Raw genomic sequence first — 19,672 nt, forward strand, 5'->3', positions numbered from 1 at the left:
GCACTGTCATGAGCGACGTCATCCCCGGGCTTGGCCCGGGGATCCACGACTTTGGCTGGGCGCGACGGTTGAGAAGTCGTGGATGGCCGGGCCAAGCCCGGCCATGACGCCGTGAGGAAGCCCTCGGTAGGCGGAATATGTGCTCCCGCCGGGCGCTCAGCCGATCTTGGCTTCCAGCTTCTCGAATAGCGGGTTCTCGGCCGCGAACACATAATCGAGCGCGCCGACCGAGACGGTAGCGGCGCCCTTCTCGCGCAGGAACACGGCGAGGCCGTGCAGCGTGTCGGGCGGGCAATGCAGTGTCACCATGCCCGACGAGGTCGGCGCGCCGAACGGCGCGGTGCAGCGGAAGCGGCGCACCGCCTCGGCCACGGTGACGCTGTCGCAGGCGGCAAAGCGCGTCTTCACCTCGCGCATGGTCGCCGCGCGCTTGGCCGCCGTCACCCGGTCGAGCAGCGCCCGCGCCGCCGCCCGCGCGCCCGCGTTCCAGTCGGCCGAGAGCGAGGCGACGAGATTGGCCTCCGAGCGCAGCATCACCCCGTCATCGACCACTTTCAGCGCGTTGGCCGCCAGCGTCGAGCCGGTGGTGGTGATGTCGACGATCAGCTCCGCCGTGCCCGCCGCCGGCGTGCCCTCGGTGGCGCCGAGGCTCTCGACGATGCGGTAATCGACGATGCCATGGCGGGCGAAGAAGCCGCGGGTGAGGTTGAGATATTTCGTCGCCACCCGCATGCGCCGGCCGCGGCTGGCGTGGAAATGCGTCGCCACATCGTCGAGGTCGCGCATGGTACGCACGTCGATCCAGGCCTGCGGCACCGCCACCACCACATTGGCGTGGCCGAAGCCGAGACCTTCCACCAGCAGCACCTTGGAATCGGCGTCCGGGATGCTCTCGCGCACCAGATCCTCGCCGGTGACGCCCAGATGCACGGCGCCGGCGGCGAGCTGGCTGGCGATTTCGGAGGCGGAGAGATAGGCGACCTCCACCCCCTCCACGCCCGACAGCGTGCCGCGATAGTCGCGCGCCCCGCGCGACTGGTTCAGCGTCATGCCGGCACGGGCGAAGAAGGCGGTGGCGTTTTCCTGCAACCGGCCCTTGGAGGGCACGGCGACGATGAGGGGAGAGGTCACGGGAGAACTCATGAGCGCGCCTCCACGGCGTCGAGACGGCCGAGCCAGACGGCGAAGCCGACCGCCGGAATCGGCGCGGGCGCGCCGAGCCGGGCGAGCAGCCCGTCATAGCGCCCGCCGGCCACCAGCGGGGCGCCGTTGCCATTCTCGTGCAGTTCGAACACCATGCCGGAATAATAGTCGAGCGGGCGCCCGAAGGCGGCGGCGAAGGCCAGCCGGTCGGGCTCGATGCCCTGCGCGGCGATGAAATGGGTGCGCCCCTCAAAGGCGTCGAGCGCCTGCCCAAGATCGAGCCGGGCATCGTCGGCCAGCGCGCGCAAAGCGGCGGCCGCCGTGTCCGGGTTGCCCTGAATGGCGAGATAGCGTTCCAGCACCGCGACCTTTTCAGGCGACAGCCCCTCCGCGTCGCCCGGCGCCGCCTGTTCGAGGAAGCGTTCGGCGATTTCCGGCACGGTGCGGCCGGCCACCGTCGTGATGCCGGCAATCGACAGCAGGTCCGCCACCAGCGCGCGCGCCGCCGCCGGATCGGAGCCGGCCAGCGCCGAGAGCACGCCGGCATGGGCGGCCACGCCACCGGCTTCCGGGCGCTGCTTGAGCGCCGCGAGATCGGCGCCGAGATCGCCGGAGCGGGCGAAATCCTTGATCAGCCGCCGCCGCCAGCCGGGCGGCAGGTCGAGCGCGTCGAGCAGGCGCGCGAACAGCCCGGCATCGCCGAGGCGCACGGTCGGCTCGATCACGCCCCACAGCGCCGCCGTCTCCAGCCCGAGCGCCAGCACCTCGGCATCGGCCGCCTCGCGGTCGGCCCGGCCGAAGGATTCGACGCCCGCCTGAAGCAGTTCGCCGGCCGTCACGTCGGAGCGGAACACCGGGCCGAGATAGGCGAAGTCGCGCGGCTGCACGGCGCCGTCGGCAATGTAATGGCGGCACACCGGCAGGGTCAGGTCCGGGCGCAGGCACAGTTCGCGCCCGTCCGGGTCGGTGGTGATGAACATGGTCCGCCGCATCTCCTCGCCCGACAGGTCGAGAAAGGCGTCGGCCGGTTGCAGCACCGGCGGTTCGACGCGGCCGAAGCCGGCGCGCGCATAGAGCGCGAGCAGTTCCTCGGCATGGCTCATTTCGGCGGGCATGGAATCCTGTCCGGTACGGTCGGTGAGGTCTCAGCGTGCCCAGCAGCTGGGCAGCGCGCTTCTAGCAAAGGGGGCGGGCCCGGTCCATGCATGGGCGATGACATGGTTTCCGTACGCCGCGCTCACCCCGGCGCGCCCGCGCGCAGCTGCGCCGCCTCGCGCACGATCTGCGCCAGCAGCTCGAACTGCCCGGAGAGCGGGTTGCTGCGGCGCCAGACCATGCCGATGCTCCGGGCCGGACGCGGCGGGGCGAGCCGGGCGACGGCGACCTGCGCCTGCGCGGTCTCGATCCGCACCGCCATTTGCGGGATCAGCGTCACCCCGATGCCGGCCCCGACCATCTGCACCAGCGTGGTCAGCGAGCTTCCCTCCATCAGCTCGCGCGGCCGGCTGGAGGAGAGGTTGCAATAGGACAGCGCCTGCTCGCGGAAGCAATGTCCCTCCTCCAGCAGCAGAAGCTGCATCTCGCGCAGCATCTCGGAATTGGGCACCGGCTTCATCGCATCCGCCGCCGGGCGCACCAGCACGAACTCTTCCTCGATCAGCGCGACCTCCACCAGCGAGGGCTCGGAGACCGGCAGGGCGACGATCGCGGTGTCGAGCCGGCCTTCCAGCAGATCCTCCACCAGCCTCTGTGTCACCGCCTCGCGCGGGCGCAGGTCGAGGCCGGGAAAGCGACCGGAAATCCGGGTAAGAATAGCCGGCAAAAGATACGGCGCCACGGTGGGGATGACGCCGATGCGCAGCCGCCCGGCCAGCGGGCTGTGCGAGGCGCGGGCGAGATCGTCCAGCTCGTCCACCGCCCGCAGGATGACCCGCGCCCGCTCGGCGAACTGCTCGCCCAGGCTGGTGAGGCGGATCTGCCGCATGCCGCGCTCGACCAGCGGCGCGCCGAGGATTTCCTCCAGCTCCTTGATCTGCAGCGACAGCGCCGGCTGGGAGATGGCGCAGGCTTCGGCGGCCCGGCCGAAATGGCCGTGATGGGCCAGAGCCTCGAAATAGCGCAGATGCTTCATGGAGATATTACCCATAAGCTGTACATATCGTGCCAATTAGAAAATGCAAATTTTCATTATCACAGAGACGCGGTAAGACCCTGCCATCAGGCACGCATTGGTCTAATTCCAGGACATGCGGCGCGAAGATCGGGATTCGGAGGCGAGAATGGACGACATCACGAAGCGGCCGGCGGGCAAGTGCCCGGTCATGCACGGTGCGATCACCGAGGCCGGCACGTCCAATACCAATTGGTGGCCGAACGCCCTCAACCTCGACATCCTGTCGCAGCACGACACCAAGACCGATCCGCTCGGCAAGGGCTTCGACTACCGCGAGGAGCTGAAGTCGCTCGATTTCGAGGCGCTGAAGCAGGACATGCACGCCCTGATGACCGACAGTCAGGAGTGGTGGCCGGCCGATTGGGGCCATTATGGCGGCCTGATGATCCGCATGTCCTGGCACGCGGCCGGCTCCTACCGCCTCGCCGATGGCCGCGGCGGCGCCGGCACCGGCAATCAGCGTTTCGCCCCGCTCAATTCCTGGCCGGACAATGTGAGCCTCGACAAGGCCCGCCGCCTGCTCTGGCCGATCAAGAAGAAGTACGGCAACAAGGTGAGCTGGGCCGACCTGCTCGCCTATGCCGGCACCATCGCCTATGAGTCGATGGGTCTGAAGACCTTCGGCTTCGGCTTCGGCCGCGAGGACATCTGGCATCCGGAAAAGGACGTCTACTGGGGCGCCGAGAAGGAATGGCTGGCCCCGAGCGACGAACGCTACGGCAATGTCGACGAGCCCTCGACCATGGAGAACCCGCTCGCCGCCGTGCAGATGGGTCTCATCTACGTCAATCCGGAAGGCGTCAACGGCAAGCCGGACCCGATGAAGACCGCCGCCCAGGTGCGCGAGACCTTCGCCCGCATGGCGATGAATGACGAGGAAACCGCCGCGCTGACCGCCGGTGGCCACACCGTCGGCAAGACCCACGGCAATGGCGACGCCAAGCTGCTCGGCGCCAACCCGGAAGCCGCGGATATCACCGAGCAGGGCTTCGGCTGGGCCAACCCGAACCAGAACGGCCTTGCCAGCCGCGCCGTCACCTCCGGCCTCGAAGGCGCCTGGACCACCCATCCGACGAAGTTCGACATGGGCTTCTTCGACATGCTGTTCGGCCATGAATGGGAGCTGCGCAAGAGCCCGGCCGGCGCCTGGCAGTGGGAGCCGATCAACATCAAGGAAGAGGACAAGCCGGTCGACGCCAGCGATCCCTCGATCCGCCACAACCCGATGATGACCGACGCCGACATGGCGATGAAGGTCGATCCCATCTACAACGCGATCTGCCGGAAGTTCATGGCGGACCCCGCCTATTTCCAGGACACCTTCGCCCGCGCCTGGTTCAAGCTGACCCATCGCGACATGGGCCCGAAGGTCCGCTATGTCGGCCCGGACGTGCCCGCCGAGGATCTGGTCTGGCAGGACCCCGTCCCCGCCGGCGCCACCAACTATGATGTCACCGCCGTGAAGGCGAAGATCATCAATGCCGGCCTGTCGATCCCGGAACTGGTCGCCACCGCCTGGGACAGCGCCCGCACCTATCGCGGCTCGGACAAGCGCGGCGGCGCCAATGGCGCGCGCATCCGCCTCGCCCCGCAGAAGGACTGGGAAGGCAATGAGCCGGCCCGCCTCGCCAAGGTGCTGGCGGTGCTGGAGCCGATCGCGACGCAGACCGGCGCCAGCCTCGCCGACGTCATCGTGCTGGCCGGCAATGTCGGCATCGAGCTGGCCGCCAAGGCGGCGGGGGTGGATGTCTCCGTGCCCTTCGCGCCCGGCCGGGGCGATGCCACCGACGCGCAGACCGACGCCGACTCCTTCAGCGTGCTGGAGCCGATCCATGACGGTTTCCGCAACTGGCTGAAGAAGGACTATGCCGTCGCGGCCGAGGAACTGCTGCTCGACCGCGCCCAGCTGATGGGCCTCACCGCCCCGGAAATGACCGTGCTGGTCGGCGGCCTGCGCGTGCTCGGCACCAACCATGCCGGCTCCAAGCACGGCGTGTTCACCGACCGCGAGGGCGCGCTGACCAACGACTTCTTCGTCAACCTGACCGATATGGGCCTGGCGTGGAAGAATGCCGGCAATGGCGTCTATGAGCTGCGCGACCGCAAGAGCGGCGCGCTGAAGTGGACGGCGAGCCGCGTCGATCTGGTCTTCGGTTCCAACTCCATCCTGCGCGCCTATGCCGAGCTCTATGCGCAGGACGATGCCGGCGAGAAGTTCGTGAAAGACTTCGTCGCCGCCTGGACCAAGGTGATGAACGCCGACCGCTTCGATCTGGTGTGAGGCCGCGCGGCAGCCGGGCGCTGCCGCACCGTCCTTCACGCTCCACGGCACGGAAAAACCCCGCTCACCTCACGGTGGGCGGGGTTTTTGCTGGCGCGGGTTAGAGCTTTTTGTTCTGACGCATTTTCTTCACGCGAACCGGAATCCACTTCGCTCGAAAATGCTCTAACGGGCTACCGCTTTCAGAGCAGCGATTGCAGCCGGGTGAGGCCGGCGGCGAAGCCCTTGAGCGAGACGGTGAGCACGACGCTCTTGCCGCCCTCGAAGGCGCGGGCGGTGATCTTCATCTGCTGGCCGGCCTTCATCCGCGCCAGCGTGTCGCCGTCGAAGCGGAACTGCACGATGCAGCCCGCCGGCAGGCAGACCTGGAACGGCAGCGGCGGCAGCGGCGCGGCATCGTCGATCTGCACGATCGCCCCGCTCGCCAGCGCGATGCCAAAGGGCAGCGCCATGATGCCGGTCACGCTCTTGGTATCTGTGGCGCCGACCTCGATGGCCAGCGCGCGCTGCTTGCTCTGCTGGTCCACCTGCACCTGCGCCAGCACGCAGACCCGCCGCCCGCCGGGCAGGGCGCAATTCACCGTCCAGTCGTCGAAGCTCTCCTGCAGCGACGTCGCCCCGCCCGGCAGGCTCGCATCCGGCTTGGGGGCATCGGTCTTGGCGGCGTCGGCTTTGGGGGCCGCAGGAGCGGCGGCGGGCACGGCGGCAGCGGGCTTGGGCGCCGTCTGCGCCCAAGCGGGCGCGGCGGACAGGCCAAGCACGGCCGGCATCAGCGCCGCCATAAGCGCGGCGCTTCCCAGAAAAGCGAGGGTGGGGCGAGACGGCAGACGGAGCATCGGGTTCTTCCTCTGGAACAGGCGAAAAGCTCGGGTGCCGCGCGCGGCACCGGGACGCGGCGGGCACCGCACAGCCTTACCTTCCGCACGCCCTGCATAGCCCACATAAGCAACGGCCTGAAGCGGGATGTTGGGGCCCGCCCATCCCTCAGCTCGCTTCGCTCATCCCCTCGGGAGGACGTCGCGTGCTGCAGGAGACGTTGGCAGCAAATAGGCCTCGTCATGCTGAGGCGCCCGGCAACGCCGGGCCTCGAAGCACGCAGGGCACTTCGCCGTCATCCCGGCCGCCATCCCCTTGCGCCGTCATGGCCGTCCCCGGACGTGATCCGGGGATCAACCCGGCCATCCACGCCTTCCCCCCGATGCGCCCGAACCCAAGTCGTGGATCCCCGGGTCAAGCCCGGGGATGACGGCGTTCTGCGGGGCGGGACGCGATCCCGGCTCGGCCTTCGGCCGTCCGGGATGATAGGATGCCGTTCTTTCAACCCTCCTTCGAGGCTCGCTGCGCTCGCACCTCAGGATGACGGCGCGCCCAATCTGCCCTCCGTCATGCTGAGGTGCCCGGCAACGCCGGGCCTCGAAGCACGCAGGCAGTTCACCGTCATCCCGGCAGCCATCCCCTTACGCCGTCATGGCCGTCCCCGGACTTGATCCGGGGATCAACCCGGCCATCCACCCCCGGCACGGCGTCGCCATCTCCGCACACTGTCATGGCCGGACTTGATCCGGCCATCCACGCCTTCTCCCATCGCGCCCGGCCCCAAGTCGTGGATCCCCGGGTCAAGCCCGGGGATGACGGTGGGAAGGCGGGACGCGCGGGGACGGAACGCCGATGCACAGGCGCGGCGAAAGAGTTATCTAGGAATATTTCCCTAGACACGATCCCCGAACTGCGCCATCCTACCCCCACCTGTCCTCACCGAGGGGTGCGTCCGGAGCGGCCGGCGTGGGGGATGGGGGCGGTGGCGGCGTCGGCGGGCTTAACGCACCCGGTGGCGTCGCGGCCCAAGTCGGATGTTCCCGTGCGGCGGAGCGCCGTTCACGGGCGGGATGCTACGCGCCTTGGTGCGCGTGGGCGCCGCCTTCAGTGGAGGATAGCAAGTCTGTCTCCTCCAGGGGCCATTCGGAGCAAGCCATAAAACACCGCGTGCGGGGCGCCGGGGACGGCGTGTCGGTTGGCTGAGTGAAGGCTTGCACCACCTTTTAAAACAAAGGTGCAGGCGGCCGCTGATGGCGTCCGCCCCGGTGCCCCGCGCGCCCTTCACAGGGCGGATGGGAAATGGCGCAGAACCCCGGCCGCGAGGCGGTGCGGGGCTTTTGGTGTGGGGACCCTTCAGCGTCGCCATCACCTCACACCGTCATGGCCGGACTTGATCCGGCCATCCACGACTTCCTCCCGCCGTGCCCGGCCTCAGTCGTAGATCCCCGGGTCAAGCCCGGGGATGACGGTGTGAGGACGGGACGGGATGACGATGCACATGGGGGTGCGCGATGCCCCCCCGCACTTCCACCCTCAAACCGTCAGTTCGGCCATCGGCCGCCCGTCGCGTCAGCCCAGCTTGTCGCCGTGCGGCACGCCGTGATGGTCGAGCACCTCGATGACCTTCGCGACCAACTCGGCCTCGGCACAGGAGAACTGCGCCGGGCGGCTCTCGCGCCATTCCGCATTGTCGGTGATGGCGGCGGCGGCCTTGGCGCCCTCGATCAGATCCTTGATCTGCACGGTGCCGGCGGCGCGCTCATCCGAGCCCTGGATGACCACGCACGGGCTGTTGCGCCGGTCGGCATATTTGAACTGGTTGCCGAGATTCTTCGGGTTGCCGAGATACATCTCGGCGCGGATGCCTTCTTTACGCAACTGCGCCACGAGGCCCATATAATGGGCCGTCTGGTCGCGATCCATGACCACCACCACGACCGGGCCGAACTCGGGTTTGGCTTCGGTTTTCAGATAGGAGAGCGCGGAAGCCAGGCGCGAGACGCCGATCGAGAAGCCGGTCGCCGGCACCGCCTCGCCGCGGAAGCGGCCGACCAGCCCATCATACCGCCCGCCGCCGCCGACCGAACCGAAACGCACCGGGCGGCCCTTCTCGTCCGAGACGGTAAAGGTCAGCTCGGCCTCGAAGACCGGGCCGGTGTAATATTCGAGGCCGCGCACGACGGAGGGGTCGATGCGGATGCGCTCTTGATAGCCGGCTCCGTTCACCAGCGCCTCGATCTCGTCGAGCTCGCGACGCCCATCGAGATAGGTTGCGCTGGCCGGAAAGAATTCGCCGCCGCCGGGGGTGAGCATGGACAGGACAACCTGCGTCTGCCCTTCATCGAGCCCGGCACCCTTCGTAAAATCCCCGCTCTTGGCCTCGGGGTTCTCCCAGCGTCCGGGACCGAGCAGGTCGCGCACGCCGTCAATGCCCACCTTGTCGAACTTGTCGATGGCGCGCAGCACGGTGAGCCGGCGCCCGGCATTCTCGTCGCCGCCGAGGCCGATGGCCTCCAAGACGCCATCGAGCACCTTGCGGTTATTGACCTTGATGACGAACTTGCCGGCCAGCCCGAGCGCCTCCAGCGTGTCGGCCATCATCATGCAGATCTCGGCGTCCGCCGCGACGGTGGGGGCGCCCACCGTGTCGGCGTCGAACTGCATGAACTGGCGGAAGCGCCCCGGTCCAGGCTTCTCGTTGCGAAACACCCAGCCCGCCCGGTAGGAGCGGAAGGGCTTGGGCAGCTTGTCGAAATGCTCCGCCACATGGCGGGCGAGCGGGGCGGTCAAGTCGTAGCGCAGCGAGAGCCACTGCTCGTCATCGTCCTGGAAGGAGAACACGCCCTCATTCGGCCGGTCCTGATCGGGCAGGAATTTTCCCAGCGCGTCGGTGTACTCGATGAACGGGGTCTCCAGCGCCTCGAAGCCGTAGAGCTCATAGACCTTGCGGATGGTCTCCAGCATGGCACGCGTGGCGCCCAGTTCGCCCGGCCCGCGATCGGCAAAGCCGCGCGGCAGGCGGGCCTTGGGTTTGCTCGCCTTCAGTTTGCTGGGCTTGTCCGTGGCCATGGCACCGTCCTTCAAGAGTCTCGGCGCGGTTTAGAGGACGCAGGCGCGGGCGGCAAGACGGGAGGGGGCGCCCGGACGCGCCTAGGGCCGCAGCCCGGCGGCGAGGCGCGCCTCGATGGCGTCGAGCACCGGCAGCAGGTCTGCCACCGTGTCGATGACGAAATGCGCCCCGGCCCGCGCGAGCTTGTCGCTGGCGCGCTTGCGCAAAGCGGCGCGCTCATCGGGCGCGAGCCGGTCGAGTTCTGCCTTGGACAGGCCCGCCGCATTGCCGGAGAGCGCGAGGCCCACGGTCCAGGTACCGGCGGCCAGCCCCTCGGCGATGCCCGGCTCGGTATCGTCGAGCTTGACGCAGGCGCCGGGCGGCCACACGCCGATATCGGCGAAGGTGCGGTACATCATCAAGGGGCTCGGCCGCCCCGCCACGAGGTCGCCGGCACACACCACATTGTCCGGCGCATAGCCGGCGCTGGCGGCGAGCGGCATCAGCTTTTCCATGATCGGCCGGGTATAGCCGGTGGTGGAGCCGATCTTCATGCCGCGCCGACGCGCCTCGGCGACCACTTCCAGAAGGCCCGGAATGAGGTCGGCATGGCGCGGAATGACCTCGACATTGAGCGGTTCGAACACGGCGAGCACGCGGTCGACATCGGCCTCGGTCGGGGCGGCGCCCTGCGCCTGCTGCCAGCGGGTGGCGATGGCCGGGCTATAGATCAGGCTCGCCACATGGTCGCGCTTGGGCAGCCCCATCGGCCCGCGCGCCTCCTCGATGGAGAGCATCACCCCGAACTGCCCGAAGGCCTCGACAAAGGCCCCCATCGGCGCCCGCGAGCCGAAGTCGACGGCCGTGCCGGCCCAGTCCAGAATCAGCGCCTTGAGCATGGTCCACTCCTTCGCGAGGGGTTGGTGACGATCAGCCGAACAGCTCCGCCACCGCTTCCTCGGCGATGGCAAAGCCGGTGGAAGCGCCGGTGCCGCTGGTCACCACCACGAGGCGGATGTCGTCATGCGGCCGGTCGATAAAGGCGAGCCGGTCGGAGGCCGAGGCATAGGTGCCGAGCCAGCGTTCGGTGACCTGCGGGCGGCGACCGAACAGCGCGGCGTATTCGTCGAGGATCAGCTCATCGACGAAATCGGGCGCGAAGGGATCCGGGGTGGCGCCGTAATGATGGCTGTCGCCCACCACCAGCGAACCATCGGCCGACTGCACGACGATGAGATGAACGCCATGCTTCAAGTGCTCGGCCTGCTCCACGGCAAGGCGGCGCTTCAGCGGCTCGGCCTCGGGAAGCTCGGCATAGCCGAGATAGCGCCCGAGCGAGAGGTCGGTCATCACCGAGCCGGGAAGCCGGCCCAGCGCGGGATCGCTGACGCGCAGCATGTGCAGCTTGCAGCGGGTGACGCCATAGGCGGTGAAGCGGTCCTCGAACAGGGTGTGGAAATCATCGCCCGGCGCCACCACGATGCGGGCGGCGGTGACGGTGCCGCCGGAGGTGTGCACCTTGCCGGGCTCGACGCCGGTCACCGCCGTCTCGCGGCGGAAGGTGACGCCGCGTGCCGCGAGGAAGGCGGCGAGCTTGGGAATCGCGTCCCGCGATTCAACCCGCATGTCGTGCGGGCTCCACAGCGCGCCGGAGAGCTCGCCGGAGAGCGCCGGCAGGCGGGCGCGGGCCTCGTCGGGGGTCAGCAATTCGCACCCCTCGCCCATCTCGGTAGCGAGAAACGCTTCGAGCACCGGCATCGCCTCGGGTCGGCGCCCGGCAACGAGCAGGCCGCGATGAATCACCTCAATGCCCGCCTGCGGGGCGATCTCGGCCCAGATGTCGCGGGAGCGCATGGCCCGGCGCCAGCATTCGCCGCGCTGCTGGCCGGTCACGGTGACAAAGCCGAAATTGCGGATCGAGGCGCCGTTGGCCTGCGCGTCGCGGTCGATCACCACGACCTTCAGCCCGCGCCGCAGACCGGCAATGGCATGGCCGAGACCGACGACGCCCGCGCCGACAATGGCGAGATCGAAACTGTGCGACATGAGCGTGTTCCGGCGGCCAGAAGGTGGGAGACGCCTCATAGCGCGTTCGCCCGTGGAGCGCCACGCGACCAAGGGTCGATTACCGGCGCGTCAGTTCGCCGCCGCCGAGGTCTTGCGCATGGGCAGGCCGAGCGCGGCGAGGTCCGCCTTGACGCGCTTGGCGATCTCCGGGCTCGGGAAGAAGCGCGCCACCATCGCCTCGGGCTCCGCCGCCCAGATCGGCGCGACCTCGGTCAGGCGGCGCACATCCGCCCGCGCGGCATCGGTCTCGCCGGCGAGATGGGCCGCGAGTGCGCGGGCCAGCAGGCCGGGAGCAAAGCCCTCGCCCATCAATTGATCGGCCGCCGCCGCCGCGGCCGGTGCGTCGCCCCGCAGATAGGCCGCCATGACCCGGTAATAGTCGACCCAGGGCGGCATGCCCGGCGCGATCTGCGCCGCGCTCGCCAGCATCGCCTCGCCCCGCGCCGCATCGCCGAGCAGGATGAGCTGGCCCCCGAAATCGGCGAGCACCTCGACATCATAGGGGTTCAACGCCAGCGCCGCTTCCCCGGCGGCGATTACCCCGCCGCGCTCGCCGCGGAAGAAATGCACATGCATCAGCACGCGCTGGGCGGTGGAGCTGGTCGGCGCCAGTTCGACCGCCTGCTCGGCGGCGGCCAGCGCGCGATTGATCGCCGGCTTGAGCGAGGAGGACGGCGCCCCGTTGCGAATTTCGTCGAGATAGAGTTCGGCCAGCAGGGCGTAACCGAGCGCGAAGGTCGGGTCAGAAGCCACCGCGCGCTCAAGGCAGGTCCGCGCTTGCTCGTGCTCCTCCGGCCGATAGGAGCGCCAATAGGAGAACGCCATCAGCACGCAGCCATAGGAGCCCGCATTGGCAGGGCCGCCCGCCGCCGTGACCTGGGCGCGGGCGCGGGCCTGGATCACGCCATAGGGTTCGGCGATGGCGGCCATGATGTCGCGCACCAGCGCAACTTCCGAGGCCGTCGCATCGGATCCCCGCTTCAGACTGTCGAATTCGCGCGACCAGACAATGGTGCCGTCACACAGATCGGAGAGCCGCAGCAGCAGGGATATGGCGCCATCATCGTGATTCTCCACGAGGCCACCCAGCGCGAAGACCGAATGCGGCGAGTTGCTGCCGGCCCCGCAATTGAGCGAAGGCCGCACATCAGGGCTGGCCAGCACGTCAAGCAGATCGAACCGGGCAAGCGCATCACGCACCCGCACCTCAAGAGCCCGCGCGGTGAAATCGCCGCTGGTGATCGCCCCGGAGGTGCCGGCGATCTCGCTCGGCGGCAAGGGCTTGCCGCCCGTGGTATCGAAAGCGCGCACCTCGATCATCGGAATGCCCAGGCGATTGGCCCGTTCCACCGGCCGCAGCGCGGCGTCCGAGACAAGGGCCCGCCAGCCCCTTGGATCGACCATGTCGACGGCAATGGCGACGATGAAGACGAGCGCGAAAGCCGCTGCGGCCAGCACGGCGATGCGCGGCAGCCCCCGCCCCGCGCGCTGGCCACGTGGCTCCCGGTCGTCCGCATCGGTGGGCGACGGCTTGTTTACAACAGAAGGAACCTCGTCCGCGCCCGTCGCCGGCTCGCCATCCGGCGGAAGCGCCGCCACCGCGTTGCCGCCGCCCCGCGGCAGGAATTGCGGCACATAGCTGCCGCGCGGCACCACGATCTCGATTTCGTCGCCCGCGCCGGCACCGGCATAATAACGCTCCAGCGCCCGGCGCAGCCGCGTCGCCTCCACCCGCACGATCGGGTCAGCCTGCGGGTCGAAGGACGCATCCCGGCCCAGCGCCTCAACCGCGATGGTGTAGCCCTTGATGGCGTCGGCCCGCCCTTGCAGGGTCGCCTCGACGATGAAGCGCAGAATGTTGGAGAGCTGGGGAGACGAACGCAGCTCCTCCGACTCGAGCACCTGAGCCAGCGCCCGGCGTACCACCTCGGCCGCCGCCGCATCGGGCGGGCCGGCGGCGGATACCGGCGGTACGGCCTCCATCTCGGGTCTGGTGCTGTCGGGCAACGGCGCCGTCCTGTGAACGGGGTTCACGCTCCCGGTAGGCCAGGCGGGGGCGCTTGTCGATGAAATAACGTGACGCAGGGTGACTGTAGCCCGCTGTGCGGCGAGTTCATGACGATCGATCGGGGGCCGTTCCGCAGCGTGGACGGCACGGCAGAAGGGAAAGTGATCACATCATCATTTTTTCTCGTGAGCATGCCGATGCTCAAGCATTATACATGATCAAAAGCGCGGCCCTTACCTATGGCCCGTCACTCGGAGCTGATCATGTCCGTTGCCTATGACTACGACGTCACCGCCACCACGCCGAACGACCTTGAGGCGTTCTGGATGGGCTTCACCGCGAACCGCGCCTTCAAGCGCCGCCCGCGCATGGTGTCCAAGGCGAAGGACATGCACTATTACACGCCGGAAGGCCGGGCGATCCTGGACGGCTCCGCCGGCCTGTGGTGCTCGAATGCCGGCCACAACCGCGACAGCATCGTCGCCGCCATCCAGAAGCAGGCGGCGGAGATGGATTTCGCCCCCACCTTCCAGTTCGGCCACCCGCTGGCGTTCAAGGCGGCCTCGCGCATTGCCGAGCTGGCGCCGGGCGATCTCGACCATGTGTTCTTCTGCAATTCCGGTTCGGAAGCCGGCGATACCGCGCTGAAGATCGCCCTCGCTTTCCACGCCGTGACCGGCAAGGGCACCCGCACCCGCCTGATCGGCCGCGAGCGCGGCTATCACGGCGTCGGCTTCGGCGGCATCACCGTCGGCGGCATCTCGCCCAACCGCCGCTTCTTCGGCAGCCTGCTGGCGGGCGCCGACCATCTGCCGCACACCTATGACCGCGAGAAGCAGGCCTTCTCCAAGGGCGAACCGGAATGGGGCGCCGAGCGCGCCGACGCGCTGGAGGGCATCGTCGCCCTGCATGACGCGCAGACCATCGCCGCCGTCATCGTCGAGCCGATGGCCGGCTCCACGGGTGGCCTCCCGGCGCCCAAGGGCTATCTCAAGCGCCTGCGCGAGATCTGCGACAAATACGGCATCCTGCTGATCTTCGACGAGGTCATCACCGGCTTCGGTCGCCTCGGCTTCCCCTTCGCCGCCGAGCGGTACGGCGTGGTGCCGGACATGATCACCTTCGCCAAGGGCGTGACCTCCGGTTCCGTGCCGATGGGTGGCGTGATCGTGCGCAAGCACATCTACGACGCCTTCATGAACGGCCCGGACCACGTGATCGAGCTGTTCCACGGCTACACCTATTCCGGCCATCCGCTGGCCTGCGCCGCCTCGCTGGCGACGCTGGACCTCTATCGCGACGAAGCCCTGTTCGAGCGCGCCCGCGCCATGGAGCCGATCTTCGCCGATGCGGTGATGACGCTGAAGGGCAAGCCCGGCCTGCTGGACATCCGCACCGTCGGTCTCGTCGCCGCCTTCGACATGGCGCCCAAGCCCGAGACCCCCGGCAAGCGCGGTTATGAGGCGATGGAGCATGCCTTCCACGATGAGGGGCTGATGTTCCGGGCCACCGGCGACACCATCGCCGTGAGCCCGCCGCTCATCATCAACGAATCGCAGATCGGCGAACTGGTCGAGAAGGTCGGCAGGACCATCGACGCGGTGATGTGAGGTCGGGTTGCCTCCAGGGCATCCCGCCTCTCTTTGAAGACGTCATCCCGGCCGCAGCGAAGCGCAGAGCCGGGATCGCGTCCAGAACAGCATTTACCTCGTACGATCCCGGATATGGCCTGACGGCCATTCGGGGATGACGATCCTTGTTAACGACGCAGCGACGGCCGGCGCACAATTCTGCTATGAGCGGGCGCGATGCGCGCGTTCGACCAGCCCCTCCCCATCGACGAGGCCCTGCCCGGCCTGACAGCGGCCCTGCGCGCCGGCAATGCCGCCGTGCTCGTCGCCCCGCCCGGCGCCGGCAAGACCACCCGCGTGCCGCTCGCTTTGCTGGACGAGCCTTGGGTCGCCGGCCGCCGCATCCTCGTGCTGGAGCCGCGCCGTATCGCCGCCCGTGCCGCCGCCGAGCGCATGGCGGCGACGCTGGGCGAGAGCGCGGGCCAGACGGTCGGCTATCGCGCCCGCTTCGGCTCGAAAATCGGCCGCACCACCCGCATCGAGGTCATCACCGAAGGCATCTTCACCCGCATGATGCTCGACGACCCGGAACTGTCCGGCGTCGCCGCCGTGCTGTTCGACGAATTCCACGAGCGCAGCCTCGACGCCGATCTGGGCCTCGCCCTCGCTCTCGATGCTCAGGGCGCGCTGCGCGAGGATCTGCGCCTCCTCGTCATGTCCGCGACGCTCGACGGCGCCCGCGTGGCGCGGCTGCTCGGACCGGACGCCCCGGTGATCGAGAGTCAGGGACGCGCCTTTCCCGTCGAGACCCGCTATCTCGGCCGCGACCCGCGCGCGCCGATCGACCGGCAGATGGCGGAGGCGGTGCAGCGCGCGCTCGCCACTGAGGCCGGCTCCGTCCTCACCTTCCTGCCCGGCGCCGGCGAGATCCGGCGCACCGAGCGCCTGCTGCGGGAGAGCGTACGCGATAGTTCGGTCGACATCGCCCCGCTTTATGGCGCGCTCGACCCGCGCGAGCAGGATCTCGCCATCGCCCCGTCCCCGCCGGGGCGGCGCAAGGTGGTGCTGGCGACCTCCATCGCCGAGACCAGCCTGACCATCGAGGGCGTGCGCCTCGTCATCGACAGCGGCCTCGCCCGCGTGCCGCGTTTCGAGCCCGGCGTCGGGCTGACGCGGCTTGAGACCGTACGCGTCTCCCGTGCCGCCGCCGACCAGCGCCGGGGCCGCGCCGGCCGCACCGCGCCGGGCGTGTGCCTGCGCCTCTGGCACGAGCCGGAAACGGCGAGCCTTCCGGCCTTCGCGGCGCCGGAAATCCTCGCCGCCGACCTCTCCCGCCTCGTGCTCGACCTCGCCGTCTGGGGCGTGCGCGAGCCCGGCGCGCTGGCCTTCCTCGATCCGCCGCCTGAGGCCGCATGGCGGGAAGCGCGGACCCTGCTTCAGAGCCTCGGCGCGCTCGACGCGGACGGGCAGGCGAGCGAGCGCGGACGCGCCATGGCGCGCCTGCCGCTGGAGCCGCGTCTGGCCCGCATGGTGATCGACGGTGCCCGGCGCGGGGCCGGTCCCACGGCGGCGCGCATCGCCGCCATCGTCTCCGAGCGGGGGCTCGGCGGCGACAGCCTTGACCTTGCCCACCGCCTCGATGGCTTCCAGCGCGAGAGCGGGCGCCGGGTGGAAGATGCGCGTCGCCTCGCCGAACGCTGGGCCCGCGAAGCCGAGGGGCTGGCGCCTTGCACACGCGGCGCCGTCCCCTCGCCGGCCGTGCTGCTGGCACTGGCCTTTCCCGACCGTATCGCCCGCGCGCGTGGCGACGGGCGCCGCGTTGTGCTGGCCAATGGCCGGGGCGCCGCGCTCGACCCTGCCAGCGCCCTCGCCCGCGCTCCCTATCTCGCCATCGCCGAACTGACGGGCACAGCGGATGAGGCGCGTATCCTGCTGGCTACCGAGCTCACCGAAGCGGAGCTTGAGGCCGAGTTCGGCCCGGCGATCACCCAAGCCGTGGAGACCGGTTTCGACGCCGCATCCGGCGCCCTGCGTGCGCGCGACATTCGCCGGCTCGGCGGGCTGGTCCTGTCCGAACGCCCCGCCTCGGTAAAGCCGGGACCGGAAACCTCGCGCGCCCTCGCGCAGGCGGCGCGCGCGCGCGGGCTGGACCGCCTGCCCTGGTCGGATCATCAGCGTCAATGGCTCGACCGCGTGCGCTTCCTGCACGCCCGCCTGCCGGAGACCTGGCCCGACCTCTCCTGGGACACCCTCGCCGCCACGGCAGAGGACTGGCTCGCCCCTCACCTCGACGGCCTGACCGGCCTGAATGGCCTCGACGCCAGCCGGCTCGGTCAGGCGCTGCACGCCCTCCTGCCCTGGGAACTCGCCCGCCGCCTCGATGAGGAGGCCCCGACCCATGTCGAGGTGCCGACCGGCTCCCGCCTGCCGATCGATTACGCCGCCGAGGGCGGGCCGGTGCTGAGCGTGCGCGTGCAGGAACTGTTCGGGCTGAAGACCCACCCCTCGATCGCGCAGGGTCGCGTGCCGCTGACCCTCGCCCTCCTCTCCCCCGCCCACCGGCCGATCCAGCTGACGCGCGACCTGCCGGCCTTCTGGGGCGGCTCGTGGCGCGATGTGCGCGCCGATATGCGCGGACGCTATCCCCGGCATTCCTGGCCGGACGACCCGGCCAATGCCGAGCCCACGCGCCGCGCCAAGCCGCGCGGCTAAGCGCGTTGGTCACCGCGACGCGCGTCTTGGCGGACGTCTTGCGGCTGTAAAACATTAACCACAGGGGAAGTAACCGCCGCGCAGAAACCGCGTGAAGCCGTGATTTAACGCGCGATCAACATCTGGGGCTCAGTCTGACGGCACAAGAAAATCTGTCCCAAGACAGAAATCGTCACAGACAGGCGCAAGCAGAGTAAGCCCATGAGAGAGCTTGTTGACAGGGATCTGGTCGGTCGCACTGTGGCGCAACGGCGCCGCACGGCGGTTGCCCGGCGCAATCACGGCACCGGTCTCGAATACGGCCTGATCGCCGCCGCCCTCGCCGTCGCCATCGTCACCGTCGTGGCGGGGCTCGGCGCCAGGTATGGCGGCGTGCAGGCCAATGCAGCCTCGCCCATGGGAGCGATCGAGCGCGTGGTGCGCTGATCGCCTTACCCCATCAGCGGTGCGCGGCGGCGTGGCGTCACCGCCCGCGCAACGAGGATCTTGTCGACACGTCGCCCATCCATATCGACGACCTCGAAGCGCCAGCCCATCGCCTCGAACGCGGCGCCTTCCTGCGGCAGCCTCTTGAGCTCATGCAGCATGAATCCTGCGGCCGTATGGAAACTCGAATCCTGCGGCAGCCGGATGGCCAGCACATCCGCCAGTTCGTCGATCGGCGTAGAGCCCGCCACGAGATAGCTGCCGTCCGCGCGCTCCACCACGTCGGGCTTCACCTGCCCACCCTCGTCGAATACCACCGTGCCGGCGATCGTATCGAGGAGGTCGGCCGGGGTGAGAATGCCTACCATCGACCCATACTCGTCGACCACCAGCGCCAGCGGCGTCTCGGCATGGCGCAACACCTTCATCGCGTCCAGCGCACCGGCCGTCTCGACCAGTACCGGCGCCTGCTTGACGAACTGGCGCGGGTCCGGCGTCTCACCGTCGAGATAGGCCTCGAGAAGATCGCGAATGTCGATGACGCCGACGCTCTCCTCCGGTGTGCCTTCGCAGGCGGGCATGCGGGTATGGTGGGTCTCGCGGATCGTCTGGCGCACCGCGTCCGGGTCGTCGGTGAGGTCGATCCAGTCCACATCGGTGCGCGGCGTCATGACCGCCCGGACGGGCCGGTCAGCGAGGCGCATCACGCCGGCGATCATGCGCCGCTCCTCCGGGTCGATCACGCCAGCCGTCTCGGCTTCGGCGACAATGGCGCGGATCTCCTCGTCGGTAACGTTGCTGTCGTCGCCCTTGCCGCTCTCGCCGAGCAGGCGAAGAATGCCGCGCGAGGAAATGTCCAGCAGCCACACCGCCGGCGCGGCGACGCGCGAGAGCAACATCATACCGGGAGCGACGAGGCTGGCGAGTCTCTCGGGACTCTGGAGCGCCAGGCGCTTGGGGATCAGTTCGCCGATGATCAGCGAGATATAGGTGATGGCCGCCACCACCAGTGAGTAGCCGAGGCCGTCCGCCAGACCGGGCGAGACGCCCATGTCCCGAAGCCATTCCCCGAGCCGGCCACCAAGCGTGGCGCCCGAAAAGGCGCCGGCGAGAATACCAATCAGCGTGATGCCGATCTGCACCGTGGACAGAAAGCGGCCGGGATCGGCGGCGAGCGAGAGAGCGATGCGTGCGCCGCTCGATCCATTATCCGCCATGGATCGCAAGCGGGCCGGGCGAGCCGAGACAACGGACAGCTCGGCCATGGCGAGAACGCCGTTGATCAGCACGAGCAGAACAACGACGGCGATTTCAAAAACAGGCATTGGGTCCGTGATTTCAGGGTTTCGCCTTATTATGGAGCACGGCAGCCGCCTTGACCATGGCCGCGATCCCATTTCGAACGACGGCACCGAACCAAGCGTGG

At 69.1% G+C, this 19,672-nt stretch carries 14 protein-coding genes; 5 read left to right on the top strand and 9 right to left on the bottom strand.

Annotation, left to right across the window (positions count from 1 at the left end):
• Window positions 1–156: 156 nt before the first annotated feature.
• From hisG to KIP89_RS06590, 3 genes are all read right to left on the bottom strand, one after another.
• Entirely contained in the window at window positions 157–1,143 is a 987-nt protein-coding gene (gene hisG / locus KIP89_RS06580; RefSeq protein ID WP_250152250.1) for an ATP phosphoribosyltransferase, read from the bottom strand.
• The gene (locus tag KIP89_RS06585; protein WP_213754619.1) at window positions 1,140–2,258 is read right to left on the bottom strand and encodes an ATP phosphoribosyltransferase regulatory subunit; all 1,119 of its coding nucleotides are present in this window, start codon (window positions 2,256–2,258) and stop codon (window positions 1,140–1,142) included. The genes hisG and KIP89_RS06585 overlap by 4 nt, the downstream gene beginning before the upstream one ends.
• A 122-nt stretch (window positions 2,259–2,380) precedes the next feature.
• Window positions 2,381–3,289 (bottom strand): hydrogen peroxide-inducible genes activator, encoded by a 909-nt coding sequence (locus tag KIP89_RS06590; protein ID WP_213754620.1) that lies wholly within the window; start codon window positions 3,287–3,289, stop codon window positions 2,381–2,383.
• A 133-nt stretch (window positions 3,290–3,422) separates the two neighbouring features.
• Between KIP89_RS06590 and katG the strand changes: the two genes are divergently transcribed.
• Window positions 3,423–5,597, top strand: a complete 2,175-nt coding sequence (katG, locus tag KIP89_RS06595) for a catalase/peroxidase HPI (protein WP_213754621.1) — start codon at window positions 3,423–3,425, stop codon at window positions 5,595–5,597.
• A 182-nt stretch (window positions 5,598–5,779) separates the two neighbouring features.
• Here the strand turns inward: katG and KIP89_RS06600 are convergent, their stop codons facing one another.
• The 5 genes from KIP89_RS06600 to KIP89_RS06620 form a co-directional block, all read right to left on the bottom strand.
• Window positions 5,780–6,433 carry an invasion associated locus B family protein gene (locus KIP89_RS06600; protein WP_213754622.1) on the bottom strand — a complete coding sequence of 218 codons (654 nt, stop codon included), beginning with the start codon at window positions 6,431–6,433 and terminating at the stop codon, window positions 5,780–5,782.
• A 1,549-nt stretch (window positions 6,434–7,982) separates the two neighbouring features.
• Window positions 7,983–9,482 (bottom strand): histidine--tRNA ligase, encoded by a 1,500-nt coding sequence (gene hisS, locus KIP89_RS06605; RefSeq protein ID WP_213754623.1) that lies wholly within the window; start codon window positions 9,480–9,482, stop codon window positions 7,983–7,985.
• An 81-nt stretch (window positions 9,483–9,563) separates the two neighbouring features.
• Window positions 9,564–10,361 (bottom strand): phosphonoacetaldehyde hydrolase, encoded by a 798-nt coding sequence (gene phnX, locus KIP89_RS06610; RefSeq protein ID WP_213754624.1) that lies wholly within the window; start codon window positions 10,359–10,361, stop codon window positions 9,564–9,566.
• Window positions 10,362–10,392: 31 nt separating this feature from the next.
• Window positions 10,393–11,508 carry a TIGR03364 family FAD-dependent oxidoreductase gene (locus tag KIP89_RS06615; protein WP_213754625.1) on the bottom strand — a complete coding sequence of 372 codons (1,116 nt, stop codon included), beginning with the start codon at window positions 11,506–11,508 and terminating at the stop codon, window positions 10,393–10,395.
• Window positions 11,509–11,598: 90 nt separating this feature from the next.
• Window positions 11,599–13,536: a tetratricopeptide repeat protein gene (locus KIP89_RS06620; protein WP_250152251.1), complete on the bottom strand. Its 1,938-nt coding sequence runs from the start codon at window positions 13,534–13,536 to the stop codon at window positions 11,599–11,601.
• Window positions 13,537–13,605: 69 nt separating this feature from the next.
• Between KIP89_RS06620 and KIP89_RS06625 the strand changes: the two genes are divergently transcribed.
• The 4 genes from KIP89_RS06625 (at window position 13,606) to KIP89_RS06640 (ending at window position 18,246) form a co-directional block, all read left to right on the top strand.
• The gene (locus KIP89_RS06625; RefSeq protein WP_213754626.1) at window positions 13,606–13,755 is read left to right on the top strand and encodes a hypothetical protein; all 150 of its coding nucleotides are present in this window, start codon (window positions 13,606–13,608) and stop codon (window positions 13,753–13,755) included.
• Window positions 13,756–13,800: 45 nt separating this feature from the next.
• Window positions 13,801–15,147, top strand: a complete 1,347-nt coding sequence (aptA, locus tag KIP89_RS06630) for an omega-aminotransferase AptA (RefSeq protein ID WP_213754627.1) — start codon at window positions 13,801–13,803, stop codon at window positions 15,145–15,147.
• Between the two features lie 198 nt (window positions 15,148–15,345).
• A complete protein-coding gene (gene hrpB / locus KIP89_RS06635) occupies window positions 15,346–17,820 on the top strand; it encodes an ATP-dependent helicase HrpB (protein WP_213754628.1) in 2,475 nt (824 codons plus the stop codon).
• Window positions 17,821–18,021: 201 nt separating this feature from the next.
• Window positions 18,022–18,246 carry a hypothetical protein gene (locus KIP89_RS06640; RefSeq protein WP_213754629.1) on the top strand — a complete coding sequence of 75 codons (225 nt, stop codon included), beginning with the start codon at window positions 18,022–18,024 and terminating at the stop codon, window positions 18,244–18,246.
• 5 nt (window positions 18,247–18,251) lie between these two features.
• On the opposite strand, the gene KIP89_RS06645 is transcribed toward KIP89_RS06640, so the two are convergent.
• The gene (locus KIP89_RS06645; protein WP_213754630.1) at window positions 18,252–19,571 is read right to left on the bottom strand and encodes a hemolysin family protein; all 1,320 of its coding nucleotides are present in this window, start codon (window positions 19,569–19,571) and stop codon (window positions 18,252–18,254) included.
• Between the last annotated feature and the right edge of the window lie 101 nt (window positions 19,572–19,672).

The organism is Ancylobacter radicis (assembly GCF_018449475.1).
Taxonomy (GTDB): Bacteria; Pseudomonadota; Alphaproteobacteria; order Rhizobiales; family Xanthobacteraceae; genus Ancylobacter; species Ancylobacter radicis.